This window comes from Pseudoxanthomonas sp. PXM04 (genome assembly GCF_014851695.1).
Taxonomy (GTDB): Bacteria; Pseudomonadota; Gammaproteobacteria; order Xanthomonadales; family Xanthomonadaceae; genus Pseudoxanthomonas_A; species Pseudoxanthomonas_A beigongshangi.
Genome location: NZ_JACVAG010000001.1, coordinates 798669 through 813150, shown reverse-complemented (window position 1 = coordinate 813150; position 14482 = coordinate 798669). Strand labels below are relative to the sequence as shown.

The window sequence follows — 14482 nt, the reverse complement described above, 5'->3', positions numbered from 1 at the left end:
AGCCGAATACGTCACGACATTACGCCCGCAGACATGCCGGATCGCTAGAATCACCCGACCAGACCGCGAGGCACTCATGGATCCGATCCTGTTGGGCAAAGGCACCACCGACGACATCCCCGTCACCCTGCAGCCGAAGTTCGGCAACCGCCACGGCCTGGTGGCCGGGGCCACCGGCACCGGCAAGACCGTCACCCTGATGACCCTGGCCGAAGGTTTCTCGCGGCTGGGCGTGCCGGTGTTCCTGGCCGACGTGAAGGGCGATGTCGCCGGGCTCGCGGTGGCCGGCGACGGCAACGAGAAGGTGCTCCAGCGCGCCCGCGACATCGGCATCGCCGACTACGCCCCCGGCGCAAGCCCGGTGGTGTTCTGGGATCTGTACGGAAAGCTCGGCCATCCGGTGCGCACCACGGTCAGCGAAATGGGCCCCACCCTGCTCTCGCGCATCCTGGAGCTCAACGACACCCAATCCGGCGTGCTGGACATCGTGTTCAAGCTGGCCGACGACCGCGGCCTGCTGCTGCTGGACCTGGAAGACCTGCGTGCCCTGCTCGGCCTGGTCGCCGACGAACGCAAGGACATCTCCACCAGCTATGGTTTGGTCAGCACGCAGTCGGTCGGCGCCATCCAGCGCGCCCTGCTGCGGCTGGAGCAGGAAGGCGGTGAGATGTTCTTCGGCGAGCCGGCGCTGGAACTGGCGGACCTGATGCGTACCCAGACCGATGGCCGCGGCGTGGTCAACATCCTGGCCGCGGATCAGCTGATCCTCAAGCCGCGCCTGTATTCCAGCTTCCTGCTGTGGCTGTTGTCGGAACTGTTCGAAACCCTGCCGGAAGTCGGTGATCTGGACAAACCCAAGCTGGTGTTCGTGTTCGACGAGGCGCACCTGCTGTTCGACGACGCCCCGCCCGCGCTGAAGCAGCGCATCGAGCAGGTCGTGCGCCTGATCCGCTCCAAGGGCGTCGGCGTGTATTTCTGCTCGCAGTTCCCCGACGACGTGCCGGACAACATCCTCGGCCAGCTCGGCAACCGCGTGCAGCACGCGCTGCGCGCGTTCACCCCGCGCGACCAGAAGGCGGTCAAGACCGCGGCGCAGACCTTCGTGCCCAATCCCAAGCTGGACGTGGCCGAGGCGATATCGCGCCTGGGGACCGGCGAAGCGCTGGTCTCGACCCTGCAGGACAAGGGCGTGCCCTCGCCCGTGCAGCAGACCCTGATCTCGCCCCCGCGCTGCCGGATGGGCGCCATCAACGAAAGCGAGCGGGCGCAGGTGCGCGCCGGCAGCCCGGTCGGCGCCAAGTACGACACCCGCATTGATCGCGAGTCCGCGTCTGAGATGCTGGCCAAGCGCGCCGACGCGGCCATGCAGACCGCGAATGCACCGGCCGCCAAGGCCGAGAAGGACGATCCCGACGCCGGCGGTTTCGGCCAGGCGGTCAAGGACGCGGTGTTCGGCACCAAGCGTCGCCAGGGCATGATCGAGACCATGGCCAAGCAGACCACCCGCACCATCGGGACCAAGCTGGGCAACCAGATCGTGCGCGGCATCCTGGGCAGCATCTTCGGCGGCCGTCGCTGATCACGACGCCGCGACGACATGTCCTTGGCCATGCAGGCGAGGCGGGCCGACGCCACCGAGATCGACGCGCTGGCGCGCCTGTGGCATGACGGCTGGCAGGACGCGCACGCCGCGATCCTGCCGCTGGAGCTGGCCCGCCATCGCACCCTTGCGAGCTTCGCCCGGCGCCTCGCGGACGGATTGCCGGCGGTGCGCACGCTCGGCGCCATCGGCCAGCCGCTGGGCTTCGCCATGATCCAGGGCGATGAGATGTACCAGTTGTACGTGAGCGCCGCCGCGCGCGGCACGGGCGCCGCGGCCGTGTTGCTGGCGGATGCGGAAATCCGCCTCGCCGATACCGAGGTCACGCGGGCATGGCTGGCCTGCGCCATCGGCAACGAGCGCGCGGCGCGCTTCTACGCCCGCCAGGGCTGGGCGCGGATGGGCAACATGATCAACCGCCTGGACACGCCGGACGGCGTCTTCGATCTGGAAGTGTGGCGCTACGAGAAGAACGTGGCCCGCGCTTGATTCCGCCGTCCCCGCCCTGATCTACCCTGTTCCCCACGTTCCTCCGCAAGGCTTTCCCACCCGCATGTCCCGCTGGCGTCCCCCTGCCGAAAAGAGCACCGCCCTGATCACCCGCGAAGGCCACGACCGGCTGAAGGCGGAACTGGACGGTCTGTGGCGCGCCCGGCGTCCGGAAGTGGTCAAGGCGCTGGCCGCCGCCGCCGCCGAAGGCGATCGCTCGGAGAACGCCGAGTACACCTACCGCAAGAAACAACTGGGCGAGATCGATCGCCGGGTGCGCTATCTCAGCAAGCGGCTGGAAGCCCTGCGGGTGGTCGAGGGCGCGCCCTCGGATCCGGAAGCGGTGTTCTTCGGCGCCTGGGTGGAGGTGGAGAACGTCGCCAGCGGAGAGACCTCGCGCTACCGCATCGTCGGTCCCGACGAAACCGACGCGCCGCGTGGCTGGATCAGCATCGACTCACCGCTGGCGCGGGCCATGCTGAAGAAGCGCATTGACGACGAATTCCCGGTGGAGCTGCCCGGCGGCCTGGCCCGATTCGCGGTGGTGGACGTCAGTTATGGCGCCTGATCAGACCAGCGGCGGCGGATAAGCGCGGCCTTCGCGCAACGGACGGAAATAGTCTGCGTCCGCGTAGAAACCGGCATCCTGTTGCGGATGCCAGCCGGGGATGCCGGCCAGCGGCAATGGCCGCAGTTCCCTCGGATCTTCCAGGACTTCGCCGTTCCGGATCGCCGCCACGACACGCGCCAGGTCCGTTTCCACCGTCGCGTCCCGCGCCACCACCACGCACTTGCCGACCAGTCGACGTCCCGGCAGCAGCGCCTGTTCCAGCAAGGCATGCCCGATCACCGCGATGACGGCGATGTCGCCCCGGCGCCAGCTGTCGGCATGCCCCCGGAACAACCCGGACCAGTCGTGGCGATCCCAGGCATCGAGCAGCGATGCCTCGCGCACCCGCACGATCACGCCGCTTTCATCGAACTGGGTCAGCGCCTGTTGCGCGCGGTTGCGCTGGCCGTCGTCGCGGTCCGCTACATGCAGGCACTGGCGCGCATTGAGCGCTGCCTTGAGCGCGGGATGACGCGCCCAGACCAGGGCATTGAACAGATCGTGCCAATTGTCCGGACGCGTGGCGATGCGTCCCTGCGCAACGCGTACCTCGTAATGCAGGCCATCGGCCAGCAGCGCCTCGTCCTGGGCGATGAAATGCCGTCCGGGCAGCGGCAAGCGCGTGTTGAGCAGGTCGATGCCGGGCCACTCGGCCGCAAGCAGCAGATCGCGACAAGCCGCCAGATCGTCGAACAGCGGATGCGTGAAGGTGGCGGCCAGCACGTCGCCACGCACCGGGGCCACGAAGCGGCGCCGCTCCGCAACCGCGGCAGGCGCCGCTGCGTTCACAGCACCTTGAGGTCGATCGGTCCGGCGGCCGGCTGGGCGATCGCATCGCCGAACAGATCGTGCTCGTCGCTGTCGGTGATTTCCACGTCGACGAACTGGCCCGGCTTGAGCCCGAACTCCTCGCCGTTCTGGATGTGCACCAGGCCGTCGATCTCCGGCGCGTCCGCCGAGGAACGCGCCACCGCGATACCGTCTTCCAGCAGGTCCACCAGGCAACGCTGCACGCTGCCGATCTTGGCTTCCAGGCGCGCGGCGGAAATCGCCGCCTGCCGTTCCATGAAGCGGGCCAGGCGCTCCTGCTTCACCTCCTCCGGCACCGGATCCGGCAACGCGTTGGCGGCCGCGCCTTCCACCGGCGAATAGGCGAACGCGCCCACCCGATCCAGTTGCGCCTCGTCGAGGAAATCCAGCAGCGCCTCGAATTCGGCCTCGGTCTCGCCGGGGAAGCCGACGATGAAGGTCGAACGCAGGGTCAGCTCCGGACACATCGCCCGCCAGCGCTGCACACGTTCCAGGGTCTTGTCGACCGCACCCGGGCGCTTCATCAGCTTGAGGATGCGCGGACTGGCGTGCTGGAACGGAATGTCCAGGTACGGCAGCACCTTGCCCTCGGCCATCAGCGGGATGACGTCGTCGACATGCGGATACGGATAGACGTAATGCAGGCGCGTCCACGCACCGAGTTCCGACAGTCCTTCGCACAACGCCTTCATGCGGGTGGCGTAGGTCTTGCCGCCCCATTCGCGCTCGGCGTACTTCAGATCGACACCGTAGGCGGAGGTGTCCTGCGACACCACCAGCAGTTCCTTCACCCCGCCGCGAACCAGGCGTTCGGCCTCGCGCAGCACCTCGTCGACCGGCCGCGAGACCAGGTCGCCGCGCATCGACGGGATGATGCAGAAGCTGCAGCGGTGATTGCAGCCCTCGGAAATCTTCAGATAGGCGTAGTGCCGCGGGGTCAGCTTCAGGCCGTAGTCCGGCACCAGGTCCAGGAACGGGTCGTGCCGGGGCGGCAGCGCCGCGTGCACCGCCTCCATCACGCTCTGGTAGTCCTGCGGGCCGCTGATCGCCAGCACGTCGGGGTGCGCCTCGCGGATCTGCTCCGGGCGCTTGCCCAGGCAACCGGTGACGATGACCTTGCCGTTTTCCGCCAGCGCCTCGCCGATCGCGTCCAGCGATTCGGTCACCGCCGCGTCGATGAAGCCGCAGGTGTTGACCACCACCACGTCGGCCGCCTGGTAGGTGGGCACGATGTCGTAACCCTCCACGCGCAACTGGGTGAGGATGCGTTCGGAGTCGACCAGGGCTTTCGGACAGCCGAGGCTGACGAAACCCACCTTGGGGTTCTGCAGGGACATGGAGACGGAAACGGAGAAAACGGCGGCACGCCGACGGGGCGCGGATTATAGCGCCTCGCCCCGGCCGCCCCTTCGCGGCGCCTGAATCCGGCGACCGTCACCCGCCGGTCCGGACGGATGGGCGACAATGCGCGCCTCGCTGGCAATGCAGGACTCTCCCCCATGGGCGAATGGATCACCCTCGAAACCGCGCGCGGCCCGGTGGCGGCCTGGCAGGCCAAACCGGCGGGTGCGCCCCGTGGCGGCCTGGTGATCATCCAGGAAATCTTCGGCGCCAACGCGCACATCCGCAGCGTCGCCGAACGCTACGCCGAGGCCGGCTACGCGACCCTGGCGCCGGCGTTCTTCGATCTGGTCGAGCCGGGTGTCGAACTGCCCTACGACCCGTCCGCCCACGATCGCGGCCGCGAGCTCATCGGCAAGCTGGGATTCGACGCCGCGCTCGACGTGGTATCCGCCGCCGCTGCCGCGCTGGCCTGGGCTGGAAAAGTCGGCACCGTCGGCTACTGCTGGGGCGGCACGGTCGCCTTCCTGTCCGCGCTTCGGCTGGGCCTGCCGGGCGTGAGCTATTACGGCTCCCGCAACCGCCTGTTCCTGGAGGAAATGCCATCCGGTTCGACGTTGCCTGCGCCGGTGATGTTCCATTTCGGCGAACAGGACGCGTCGATTCCACCGGAAGCCGTGCAACTTCATCGCGACCGCTTGCCCGGCCTGCCCGTTTTCACCTATCCGGCCGGCCATGCCTTCAACCGCGACGCCAGTCCCGACATCCACGACGCGCCAAGCGCGGACCTGGCACTTTCGCGCAGCCTGGCATTCCTCGCGGAGCAGATCGGGTGAGCGGCTTCGAACTGGATTCCCGCCTGGCCCGCGACAGCCTGTTCATCGCCGACGGCCCGCTGTCGCAGGTGCGACTGATGAACGACCGTCGTTATTCCTGGCTGGTCCTGGTGCCGCGGGTGGACAACGTGAGCGAATGGCTGGATCTGGATGGCGGCCAGCAACGCCTGCTGCTCGCGGAGATCAACCAGGCGGGCGGATTGATCCGTGCGGTTCCAGGGGTGCAGAAGCTCAATATCGGCGCGCTCGGCAACATCGTGCGCCAGTTGCACATCCACCTGGTGGGACGCCACGAAGGCGATCCGGCCTGGCCGGGCCCCGTGTGGGGACATGGCCAAGCCGAGCGTTTTTCCGAAGCCGAACTGGCGACCGAGGTGGCGCGCTGGCGTCGGCGTCTGATCGCCTAGCGGCCGTGTTCAGCGCGCGGCAACCACGCGTGTTCCGGCCAACAGATCGTGCAGGCAACGCCGGTCGCGGCGGAAAATGAAGAGGGGCTCTAGCGCGACAAGGAGTGTGCCAAACGGCACCAACGCCAACAGCCACCATGGCAGCTCACGCGCCAGCAGGATGCGTCGCAGGCCGGCGGGCTGGCCCGATGCATCGGTGATGCGCACACCCAGCATCAGCTTGCCGATGGTCTGCTGCCTCCTGGCCAGCAACCACCCCTGCAACACCAGGAACGCCGCGAAACCAAGCAGGTAGTCGAGCGGGTGGCCGGCGGTGATGAAAGGCTCCAGCCAATACTCCAGCGTTGTCGTCGGGACACGCGCAGGCTGTTCCGCGCTCAATTGCCAGCCTGTCAGCGATTGCAGGCCATGACCCGCCCCGATCCACAACGCCGCCTGCAGCAATGTATCGATAATGCAAGCCACCAATCGGCGCCAACGCGCGGCCAGGACCACTTCGTGGCCCTCGTCATTTTCGACGAGTGCCGTGACGGGTGGCGTATACGGATTGGCGTCCATGTACCTGCGCCACGTTCAGGTCCGCGGCAGCGTCACCCCGGTCTGGCCCTGGTACTTGCCGCCGCGATCCTTGTACGAGGTTTCGCAGACTTCGTCGGACTGGAAGAACAGCATCTGCGCCACGCCCTCGTTGGCGTAGATGCGCGCCGGCAGCGGCGTGGTGTTGCTGAACTCCAGGGTGACGTGCCCTTCCCACTCCGGTTCCAGCGGGGTCACGTTGACGATGATTCCGCAGCGCGCGTACGTGCTCTTGCCCAGGCACACCACCAGGGTGTCGCGCGGGATGCGGAAGTACTCGACCGTGCGGGCCAGCGCGAACGAATTCGGCGGGATGATGCAGACGTCGGATTCGATGTCGACGAAGCTGCCGGGATCGAAGTGCTTCGGATCGACGATCGTCGAGTTGATGTTGGTGAACACCTTGAACTCGCGCGAGCAGCGCACGTCGTAGCCGTAGCTGGAGGTGCCGTAGCTGACGATGCGCTCGCCGTTGACCTGCTTCACCTGTCCCGGCTCGTACGGCTCGATCATGCCGTGCTGCTCGGACATGCGGCGGATCCAACGGTCACTCTTGATGCTCATGCAGGGTTCCTGTTGCGGAGACGGGTGCGGACGGGGCCGCCATTGTAGGGCAGCCCGGCCCCTCGCCCGAGCGGGCCGGGACGAGGCCGGGTCAGACCAGCGAGGAAAGAATCGAAGGCTTGGCCCGTGGCCGGGATTCCAGTTGCGCCACCAGCGCTCGCGCCGCCTGCCGGTAGGCCTGCGCGGCGGCCGAATCCGGCGCGGCCACGACCACCGGCCGGCCGGCATCGCCCTGCTCCCGGATCGCGATGTCCAGCGGCAGCGATCCCAACAGCGGCACACCGTACTGCGCCGCCATCCGCTGGCCGCCCCCCTCGCCGAACAGGTGCTCGACGTGGCCGCAACTGGAACAGGTATGCACCGCCATGTTCTCGACGATGCCCAGCACCGCGACCTCGACCTTTTCAAACATCTTCAGTGCCTTGCGCGCATCCAGGGTGGCGATGTCCTGCGGGGTGGTGACCACCACCGCGCCCGCCACCGGAATCTTCTGGGCCAGGGTCAACTGGATGTCGCCCGTACCCGGCGGCAGATCGATCAGCAGGTAGTCCAGATCACCCCACAGGGTGTCGGTGAACAACTGCATCAGCGCCGAAGTCGCCATCGGGCCGCGCCAGATCATCGGCGTGTCCTGATCCACGAGCAGGCCAATCGACATCGCCTCCACGCCGAACGCCCGCATCGGTTCGATGGACTTGTTGTCCGGGCTGTCGGGCCGCCCCGACAAACCGAGCATGGCCGGGATGCTGGGGCCGTAGACGTCGGCGTCCAGCAGCCCCACCCGGGCTCCGTCGGCATGAAGCGCCAACGCCAGGTTGACCGCGGTGGTGGACTTGCCCACCCCGCCCTTGCCGGAACCGACGGCGATGACGTTCTTGACGCGGGGGGAAGGGCTCAGGGTGCCCTGGACGGCATGGGGGACGACGGTTTGGGGGGTCATTGGGTTCTGCGTGGGAAGTCTTCGGCAGCGCGGTCAACCACGCTTCGTCGGAGCTGGCAGCCAAGGCCACCGGGATTGAGGATTTTAGTCCTTGCCCAGAAACCGCTGCATTCGCGGAGTCGGCTGGAAAGCACTTCCATGCGACGCCTAGAGGACTTTTGATCTTCTCATAAATTATTGATTTTTAATAAATTTGATTATTAAAGCTTGTTGCGTCGCCCTATTACATTTCATTTTTTTGTGACATAAATCACAAATTGAGAAATATTCCCCTCCTAACGAGACTCAAATCACGCCTAGCGTTATTGTCATGTTAAGTTTCGTAACAAGGATTTCACATTTGACGTTGCAGGCCGACGGATTGGCCGGGGGGCGACGTCCATCGAACAAAGGGGATTCACCACATGTCAGTTCGCAATTCGCGCGCATTGAAGCGCAATCATCTGTGTGCCGCCCTCATCGCAGCGCTGGTGCTGCCTATTGCGGCGGTCGCCCAGGACGCAGCCACCGGGCAGCAGGCCGAAGCTCAGCAGGGACCGTCCACGCTCGACAAGGTCACGGTGACCGGTTCACGCATCAAGCGTGCGGAAATCGAAGGCCCGACGCCGGTGACCGTCATTACGGCGGATGACATCGAGAAGCAAGGATTCTCGACCATCTATGATGCGCTGAACACGCTGACCCAGTTCACCGGCTCAGTGCAGAACGAGCTCAACCAGAACGGCTTCACCCCCAACGCCAGCTTTCTGAACCTGCGTGGTCTGGGACCGGGTTATCAGCTGATCCTGGTGAACGGTCGTCGCGTGGCCGACTATCCGCTGCCCTACAACAGCCAGTCAAACGCGGTAAACCTTGCCAACATCCCGGCCGCTGCGATCGAGCGCATCGAAGTGCTCTCGGGCGGTGCCTCGGCCATTTACGGTTCCGACGCGGTTGCCGGCGTCGTCAACATCATCATGAAGTCCAACTACGAAGGCGATTTGCTCACCATCCGTGGGGGTACCACCAGCCGCGGTGGCGGTGACAGCGGACGCCTGCAATGGGTCGGGGGCAAGACGGGCGACGCATGGAGCATAACCTATGCCCTCGAATACCTGACCCGCGAAGAGATTTTTGCTTCCCAACGAAGCTTCATGGACTCCTATCGGGATGATCCGTCGGTTGATCCCGCCGATGCCGTGGCGACCATCGGCCTTCGTCTGCGTGACCGCCTGATCGGAACCGGACTCAACTCGTACATCTATCCAGATGGCGAAGATGCAGCCTCCACCTGTGCCCGCTTTAGCGAGTTCGAGCTCGAAGCACGCGGAACCTGCGGTTATTTCGGCTACCCCGCCACCCAGCAGATTCGCAATTCCGACGAGAACATGACGGGTTACCTGTACGGAACCTATGACTTCGACGGTGGCATGCAGGCATTCGCCCAGCTCAGTGTCGCCAGCGCTGATGCAAAGATTGCCTCCGCCACCCAGTTCTGGCAATCCGGACTGGTGTACGACGTGAACATGGACACGATCGTCGACTCGCAGCGTATCTTCACTCCCAGCGAACTGGGTGGCCTGGGTGCTCAGCAGACGCGCATCAAGGAACGCTCGTTCGATCTGAGCACGGGACTTCGTGGCACGATCTTCAATGGGCGGTTTGACTGGGAAGCTGTCATCTCACATTCGCGCTATGATTTGAAAGTCAGCCAGCCGCGCTTCCTTGAAAACAAGATCAACGAGTACTTCATGGGGCCCGCTACCGGTCAGCTGGATCCCTACTTCGGGGCCTATCCAGTGGTGTCGTTCAATATCGACCGATATTTCTCGCCGCTGGGAGCCGACGCGTACCGCTCGATGATCACCAAAGTAAAGACCGATGCGGAATCTGAAGTCACGCAGGGCTCCTTGATCTTGTCTGGCGACCTGTTCGAGCTCCCCGCAGGTGCGATGAGCTTCGCTGCAACACTTGAAGGCGCGAGACAGAAGTACGATCTGACCAACGATCCGCGTATCTCGCCTAATTACACCGGCCCGGAACCTATCTACAACCTCACCGGCACTGGTGGTGGTGGCGAGCGTGATCGCTATGCGCTAGGCATCGAGATTAGCATTCCGATCGTGGACACGTTCAAGGTGAACCTGGCGGGACGCTACGACAAGTACGATGACGTCACCAACGTTGATGGCGCCTTCACCTGGTCCGCAGGCCTGGAATACCGTCCCATCGATAGCCTGCTGCTGCGTGGCAACTACGCAACCAGCTTCCGCGCGCCCGACATGCACTACGTATTCGCAGAAGAGTCCGGCTTCTTCGTGTCGGTGCTGGATGAGTATCGCTGTCGTCGTGATGGACTTGACCCCAACCCGCCTGCAGGCTCGCCGAATCCGTGCGGTGGCAGCGCGTACACCTACAGCGTCTTCGGCACTCGCCAGGGCTCGCGTGATCTGCAAGAGGAAGAAGGCGAGTCGGCGACCGTTGGTTTCGTCTGGGACATCAGCGACAGCATGTCGATCAGCATGGATGCTTACCGCATCAAGCTGGAAGGCCAGGTCCAGGACATCAACCCCAGCTACCTGCTGCGCGAAGAAGCGGCCTGCCTCCTCGGCACCGATCGCGACGGCAATGCGGTCGACCCGAACTCGGCCGATTGCGCGTTCTTCACCGGACTGGTGACCCGCACGGGCGTTGACGAGATCAACGATGACGAAATCGATTCGTACTCTTCGTTCCCGTTCAACCAGTCGATGCTCCGGACCACGGGTATCGATGCGCGCTGGCGCTACCACTGGGATACCGACCGCTGGGGCGACTTCAACTTCGGCGTGGGCTGGACGCACGTCCTGAAGCTGGAAGACGAGCAGTTCCCCGGCAGCGGAATCCGCAACCTGCGCGATCACAAGCAATTCTTCAATTTCCGCAGTCGCGCGAACTGGGAAGTCAACTGGGAGCGCAACGATTGGGCGGCAAACCTGAACGGCTACCGTTGGGGCTCGCTGCCGAACTGGGCCGAAACGGGTCGTATCGCGCCGTACATCATCTGGAACGCCACCGTGCAGAAGAAGATCACGGAAAAAGCGACGGTTGGTATTGCGGTGAACAACCTTTTCGACAAGTTGGCTCCGCGTGACGATACCTTCAACACCTATCCGTTCTTCTGGCGAGCTTTCAGCCCGATCGGACGCGAGGTCTTCGTCAATTTCAGCTACAAGTTCAACTGATCGGATCGAAGCACTGCAATACCGAAAGCCCGGCGCAAGCCGGGCTTTCTTTTTGGCGACTGCTTAACCAAGCCTGTCCACTCGCCTTCACAAAACGTAACAAACGTTACAGTGGCAGTTAAATGCGTGTTAAGTTCGCCGCCCCCCAGGAATGTCGGGGAACTCTGTGGTCTGGCTGAGGGAACAGCGCGAAGGGCCGCACCTTTTGCAATCCGTTCCAAGGAATAACAAGCAAATGCCAGTTCGCAACATCAAGCGGAGCCGCCTGACCGCGGCGATGGTCGCCGTCCTGTTGGCCCCGACCGCCGCTTTCGCTCAAGACGCCTCCCCCGCTCCCACCGGCGACACCACCAACCTCGACAAGGTCACGGTCACCGGTTCGCTCATCCCGCAGACCCAGCTGGAAAACTTCACCCCGGTCACCACGATTTCCGCCGAGGACATCAAGACCCGTGGTTTCACCAGCATCGCCGATGCCCTGCAGCAGTCCGCGTTCTCCACCGGCGGCATCCAGGGCGGCCAGACCTCCGCCGCCTTCACCCAGGGCGCCGAGACGGTCAGCATGTTCGGCCTGGATCCGGGCTACACCAAGTACCTGATCGACGGCCGCCCGATGGCCAACTATCCGGCGCTGTACAACGGTAGCGATACCTTCAACAACATCAGCGGCATTCCGATCGATCTGGTCGAGCGCATCGAGATCCTGCCGGGCGGCCAGTCCTCCCTGTACGGTTCGGACGCGATCGCCGGCGTCATCAACATCATCCTGAAGAAGAACATGGACGGCGGCGCGCTCAGCGTGCGCGGCGGCGCCTATGGCGACGGCGGCGGCGACAGCTTCCGCTTCAGCCTGGCCAAGGGCTTCACCGGCTACGACGGCCGCCTGAACGTGCTGGCCGGCATCCAGGCCGAGACCAAGGATCCGATCTGGGGCTACCAGCGCGATCTGACCAAGCAGTACAACGTCAACGGCTACACCGCGCCGCTGGCCAGCCGCGACTACCTGGTCGCCGGCTACCGCGACTACGCGGCCAGCGGCGGCATCCGCCCGGCCAACAACGGCTACCTGTTCCTGGATCCGAACAACTGCGCCAACGTCAGCGGCCAGTTCGGCGGCACCGAAGGGCTGCAGAACCGTCCGGGCTTCGGCCAGTACTGCGGTTCGTTCAGCACGCCGGGCTACCGCACCATCACCAACGGCAAGGAATCCGCGCAGGCCTACGGCCACGCGACCTTCGACGTCAGCGACAGCCTGCAGTTGTACGGCGACGTGCTGTACAGCCATGAAGAAGTGAAGTACGCCACCGGTTCGGCCTACACCTGGTGGAGCACCAGCGCCAAGTACGGCTACTTCTACGATCCGGACCTCGATGCGCTGGTCAACCTGCAGCGCGCGTTCTCGCCCGAGGACATCGGCGGCGAAGGCTACCGCGACATCATGAACACCGATCGCAGCAGTTCCTACTCGGTGACCTTCGGCGCCAACGGCGTGCTGGGCAACTGGGACTGGGATCTGGGCCTGACCCGCACCGAGTACCGCCTGAAGCAGCGCCGCTTCGCCCGCTGGGCGGATCCGATCAACGACTACTTCGAGCAGAACGTGCTGGGCCCGCAGCTGGGCCTGGATCCGGTGCAGGGCCTGTATCCGGTGTTCCGTCCGGACTACGCGGCGTTCTATACCCCGATGTCGCCGGCCGACTTCGCCAGCTTCACCGGTTTCGCGACCTCGCGCAGCAAGACCTGGGACAACATGCTGCGCGCGCAGGTGACCAACAGCGCGCTGTTCTCGCTGCCGGGCGGCGACGCCGGCCTGGCCGTGGTGGTCGAAGGCGGCAACCAGGGTTGGGACTACACGCCCGACGCACGCCTGATCGCGGATCCGGAAACGCTGGAATCGCAGGTGTGGGGCACCACCGCCGTGAGCGGCGCCGGCCACCGCACCCGCTACGCGGTCACCAGCGAACTGCGCCTGCCCGTGCTGGAGCCGCTGACCGTGACCCTGTCCGGCCGCTATGACGCGTTCGACGCCTACGGCGAAACCGTCGACAAGCCGACCTACAGCATCGGCCTGGAGTACCGCCCGATCGAAAGCCTGCTGCTGCGCGGCAAGTACGGCACCGCGTTCCGCGCGCCGACCCTGTCCGACACCTTCCAGGGTGTCAGCGGCTACTACGACCAGGTGACCGACTACTATCGCTGCGCCCAGGAAGGCTACCTGCCGGGCAACACCGCCGACTGCGCCTATGACGACTCGCAGTTCTTCGGCCAGCAGGCGGGCAATCCGAAGCTGGAGCCGATCACCGCGGACGTGTGGAGCGCCGGCGTGGTCTGGGCGCCGAGCAGCAACCTGTCGATGTCGGTGGACTACTTCGCGTGGGACATCGAGAACGAAGTCGACCTGCAGAGCACCGACCAGCTGTCGCTGATGGAGTACTACTGCCGCACCGGCCAGATGGACACCGGTTCGCAGGGTTGCCAGAACGCGCTGGCCTGGATCACGCGTGATGGCACCGGCGCGATCGAGACCGTGTTCACCCCGAAGGTCAACGTCGCCAAGCAGAAGCTGCGCGCGGTCAACGCCAGCGTCAACTACCTGCTGGACATCGGCCGCTTCGGCGCGCTGAAGTTCGCCGGCAACTACACCAACACGCTGAAGCACACGGTCACCCCGCTGCCGGGCGATCCCGCGATCGACCTGCTGCGCGACCCGTACTCGATGTGGGTGTATGACGCGTACGCCAAGACCCGCGCCGACCTGTCGGTGGCCTGGAACAAGGACAAGTGGACCACCACGGTCTATGCGAACCGCATCGGCAAAACGCCGAACTGGGTCGCGTACAACACCCGTGGCTTCACCGATCCGCGCGCCGGCTGGTGGGCGCCGTACATCACGTACAACATGAGCGTGAACTACGCGCCGATGGACAACCTGGAATTCTCGTTCATGGTCAACAACGTCCTGGACAAGACCCCGGAAGACCAGGCCCGCAGCTACCCCGGCAACGAGGCCACGCCGTACAACAACTACCTGTACAACGTGTACGGCCGTTCGTTCTTCGTGGAAGCGCGCTACAAGTTCGGCAAGTAACCGCCGGACACCCAGCAG

At 64.9% G+C, this 14482-nt stretch carries 12 protein-coding genes; 7 read left to right on the top strand and 5 right to left on the bottom strand.

Features of this window, described 5'->3' with window-relative positions; all coding sequences use genetic code 11:
• Positions 1-76 precede the first annotated feature (76 nt).
• The 3 genes from IB228_RS03855 to greB all read left to right on the top strand — a co-directional run bounded on the left by IB228_RS03855 (position 77) and on the right by greB (position 2657).
• Positions 77-1579, top strand: a complete 1503-nt coding sequence (locus IB228_RS03855; RefSeq protein ID WP_192197610.1) for a helicase HerA-like domain-containing protein — start codon at positions 77-79, stop codon at positions 1577-1579.
• An 18-nt stretch (positions 1580-1597) separates the two neighbouring features.
• Complete coding sequence (locus IB228_RS03850; RefSeq protein WP_225562214.1) at positions 1598-2089, top strand: GNAT family N-acetyltransferase; 492 nt, start codon at positions 1598-1600, stop codon at positions 2087-2089.
• Positions 2090-2153: 64 nt separating this feature from the next.
• A complete protein-coding gene (gene greB, locus IB228_RS03845; protein ID WP_192197609.1) occupies positions 2154-2657 on the top strand; it encodes a transcription elongation factor GreB in 504 nt (167 codons plus the stop codon).
• Here greB and IB228_RS03840 read toward each other — a convergent pair whose 3' ends face one another.
• On the bottom strand, positions 2658-3422 hold the full coding sequence (locus IB228_RS03840; RefSeq protein WP_343227053.1) for a DUF3025 domain-containing protein: 765 nt from the start codon (positions 3420-3422) through the stop codon (positions 2658-2660).
• 62 nt (positions 3423-3484) lie between these two features.
• Positions 3485-4846, bottom strand: a complete 1362-nt coding sequence (gene rimO, locus IB228_RS03835) for a 30S ribosomal protein S12 methylthiotransferase RimO (protein WP_183642436.1) — start codon at positions 4844-4846, stop codon at positions 3485-3487.
• Between the two features lie 162 nt (positions 4847-5008).
• Between rimO and IB228_RS03830 the strand changes: the two genes are divergently transcribed.
• Together IB228_RS03830 and IB228_RS03825 are read left to right on the top strand one after the other, a co-directional pair.
• Positions 5009-5686 carry a dienelactone hydrolase family protein gene (locus tag IB228_RS03830; RefSeq protein ID WP_183642441.1) on the top strand — a complete coding sequence of 226 codons (678 nt, stop codon included), beginning with the start codon at positions 5009-5011 and terminating at the stop codon, positions 5684-5686.
• On the top strand, positions 5683-6093 hold the full coding sequence (locus tag IB228_RS03825) for an HIT family protein (RefSeq protein ID WP_192197607.1): 411 nt from the start codon (positions 5683-5685) through the stop codon (positions 6091-6093). The genes IB228_RS03830 and IB228_RS03825 overlap by 4 nt, the downstream gene beginning before the upstream one ends.
• 9 nt (positions 6094-6102) lie before the next feature.
• Here the strand turns inward: IB228_RS03825 and IB228_RS03820 are convergent, their stop codons facing one another.
• From IB228_RS03820 to apbC, 3 genes are all read right to left on the bottom strand, one after another.
• Positions 6103-6651 (bottom strand): RDD family protein, encoded by a 549-nt coding sequence (locus IB228_RS03820; RefSeq protein WP_192197606.1) that lies wholly within the window; start codon positions 6649-6651, stop codon positions 6103-6105.
• 15 nt (positions 6652-6666) lie between these two features.
• Positions 6667-7233 (bottom strand): dCTP deaminase, encoded by a 567-nt coding sequence (gene dcd / locus IB228_RS03815; RefSeq protein WP_141453330.1) that lies wholly within the window; start codon positions 7231-7233, stop codon positions 6667-6669.
• 91 nt (positions 7234-7324) lie between these two features.
• Positions 7325-8173, bottom strand: a complete 849-nt coding sequence (gene apbC / locus IB228_RS03810; RefSeq protein WP_183642447.1) for an iron-sulfur cluster carrier protein ApbC — start codon at positions 8171-8173, stop codon at positions 7325-7327.
• Between the two features lie 404 nt (positions 8174-8577).
• Here apbC and IB228_RS03805 point away from each other — a divergent pair, with 404 nt between their 5' ends.
• Both IB228_RS03805 and IB228_RS03800 read left to right on the top strand, forming a co-directional pair.
• Positions 8578-11376 (top strand): TonB-dependent receptor, encoded by a 2799-nt coding sequence (locus IB228_RS03805; RefSeq protein WP_183642450.1) that lies wholly within the window; start codon positions 8578-8580, stop codon positions 11374-11376.
• 235 nt (positions 11377-11611) lie between these two features.
• The gene (locus IB228_RS03800) at positions 11612-14464 is read left to right on the top strand and encodes a TonB-dependent receptor (RefSeq protein WP_183642451.1); all 2853 of its coding nucleotides are present in this window, start codon (positions 11612-11614) and stop codon (positions 14462-14464) included.
• Positions 14465-14482 lie beyond the last annotated feature (18 nt).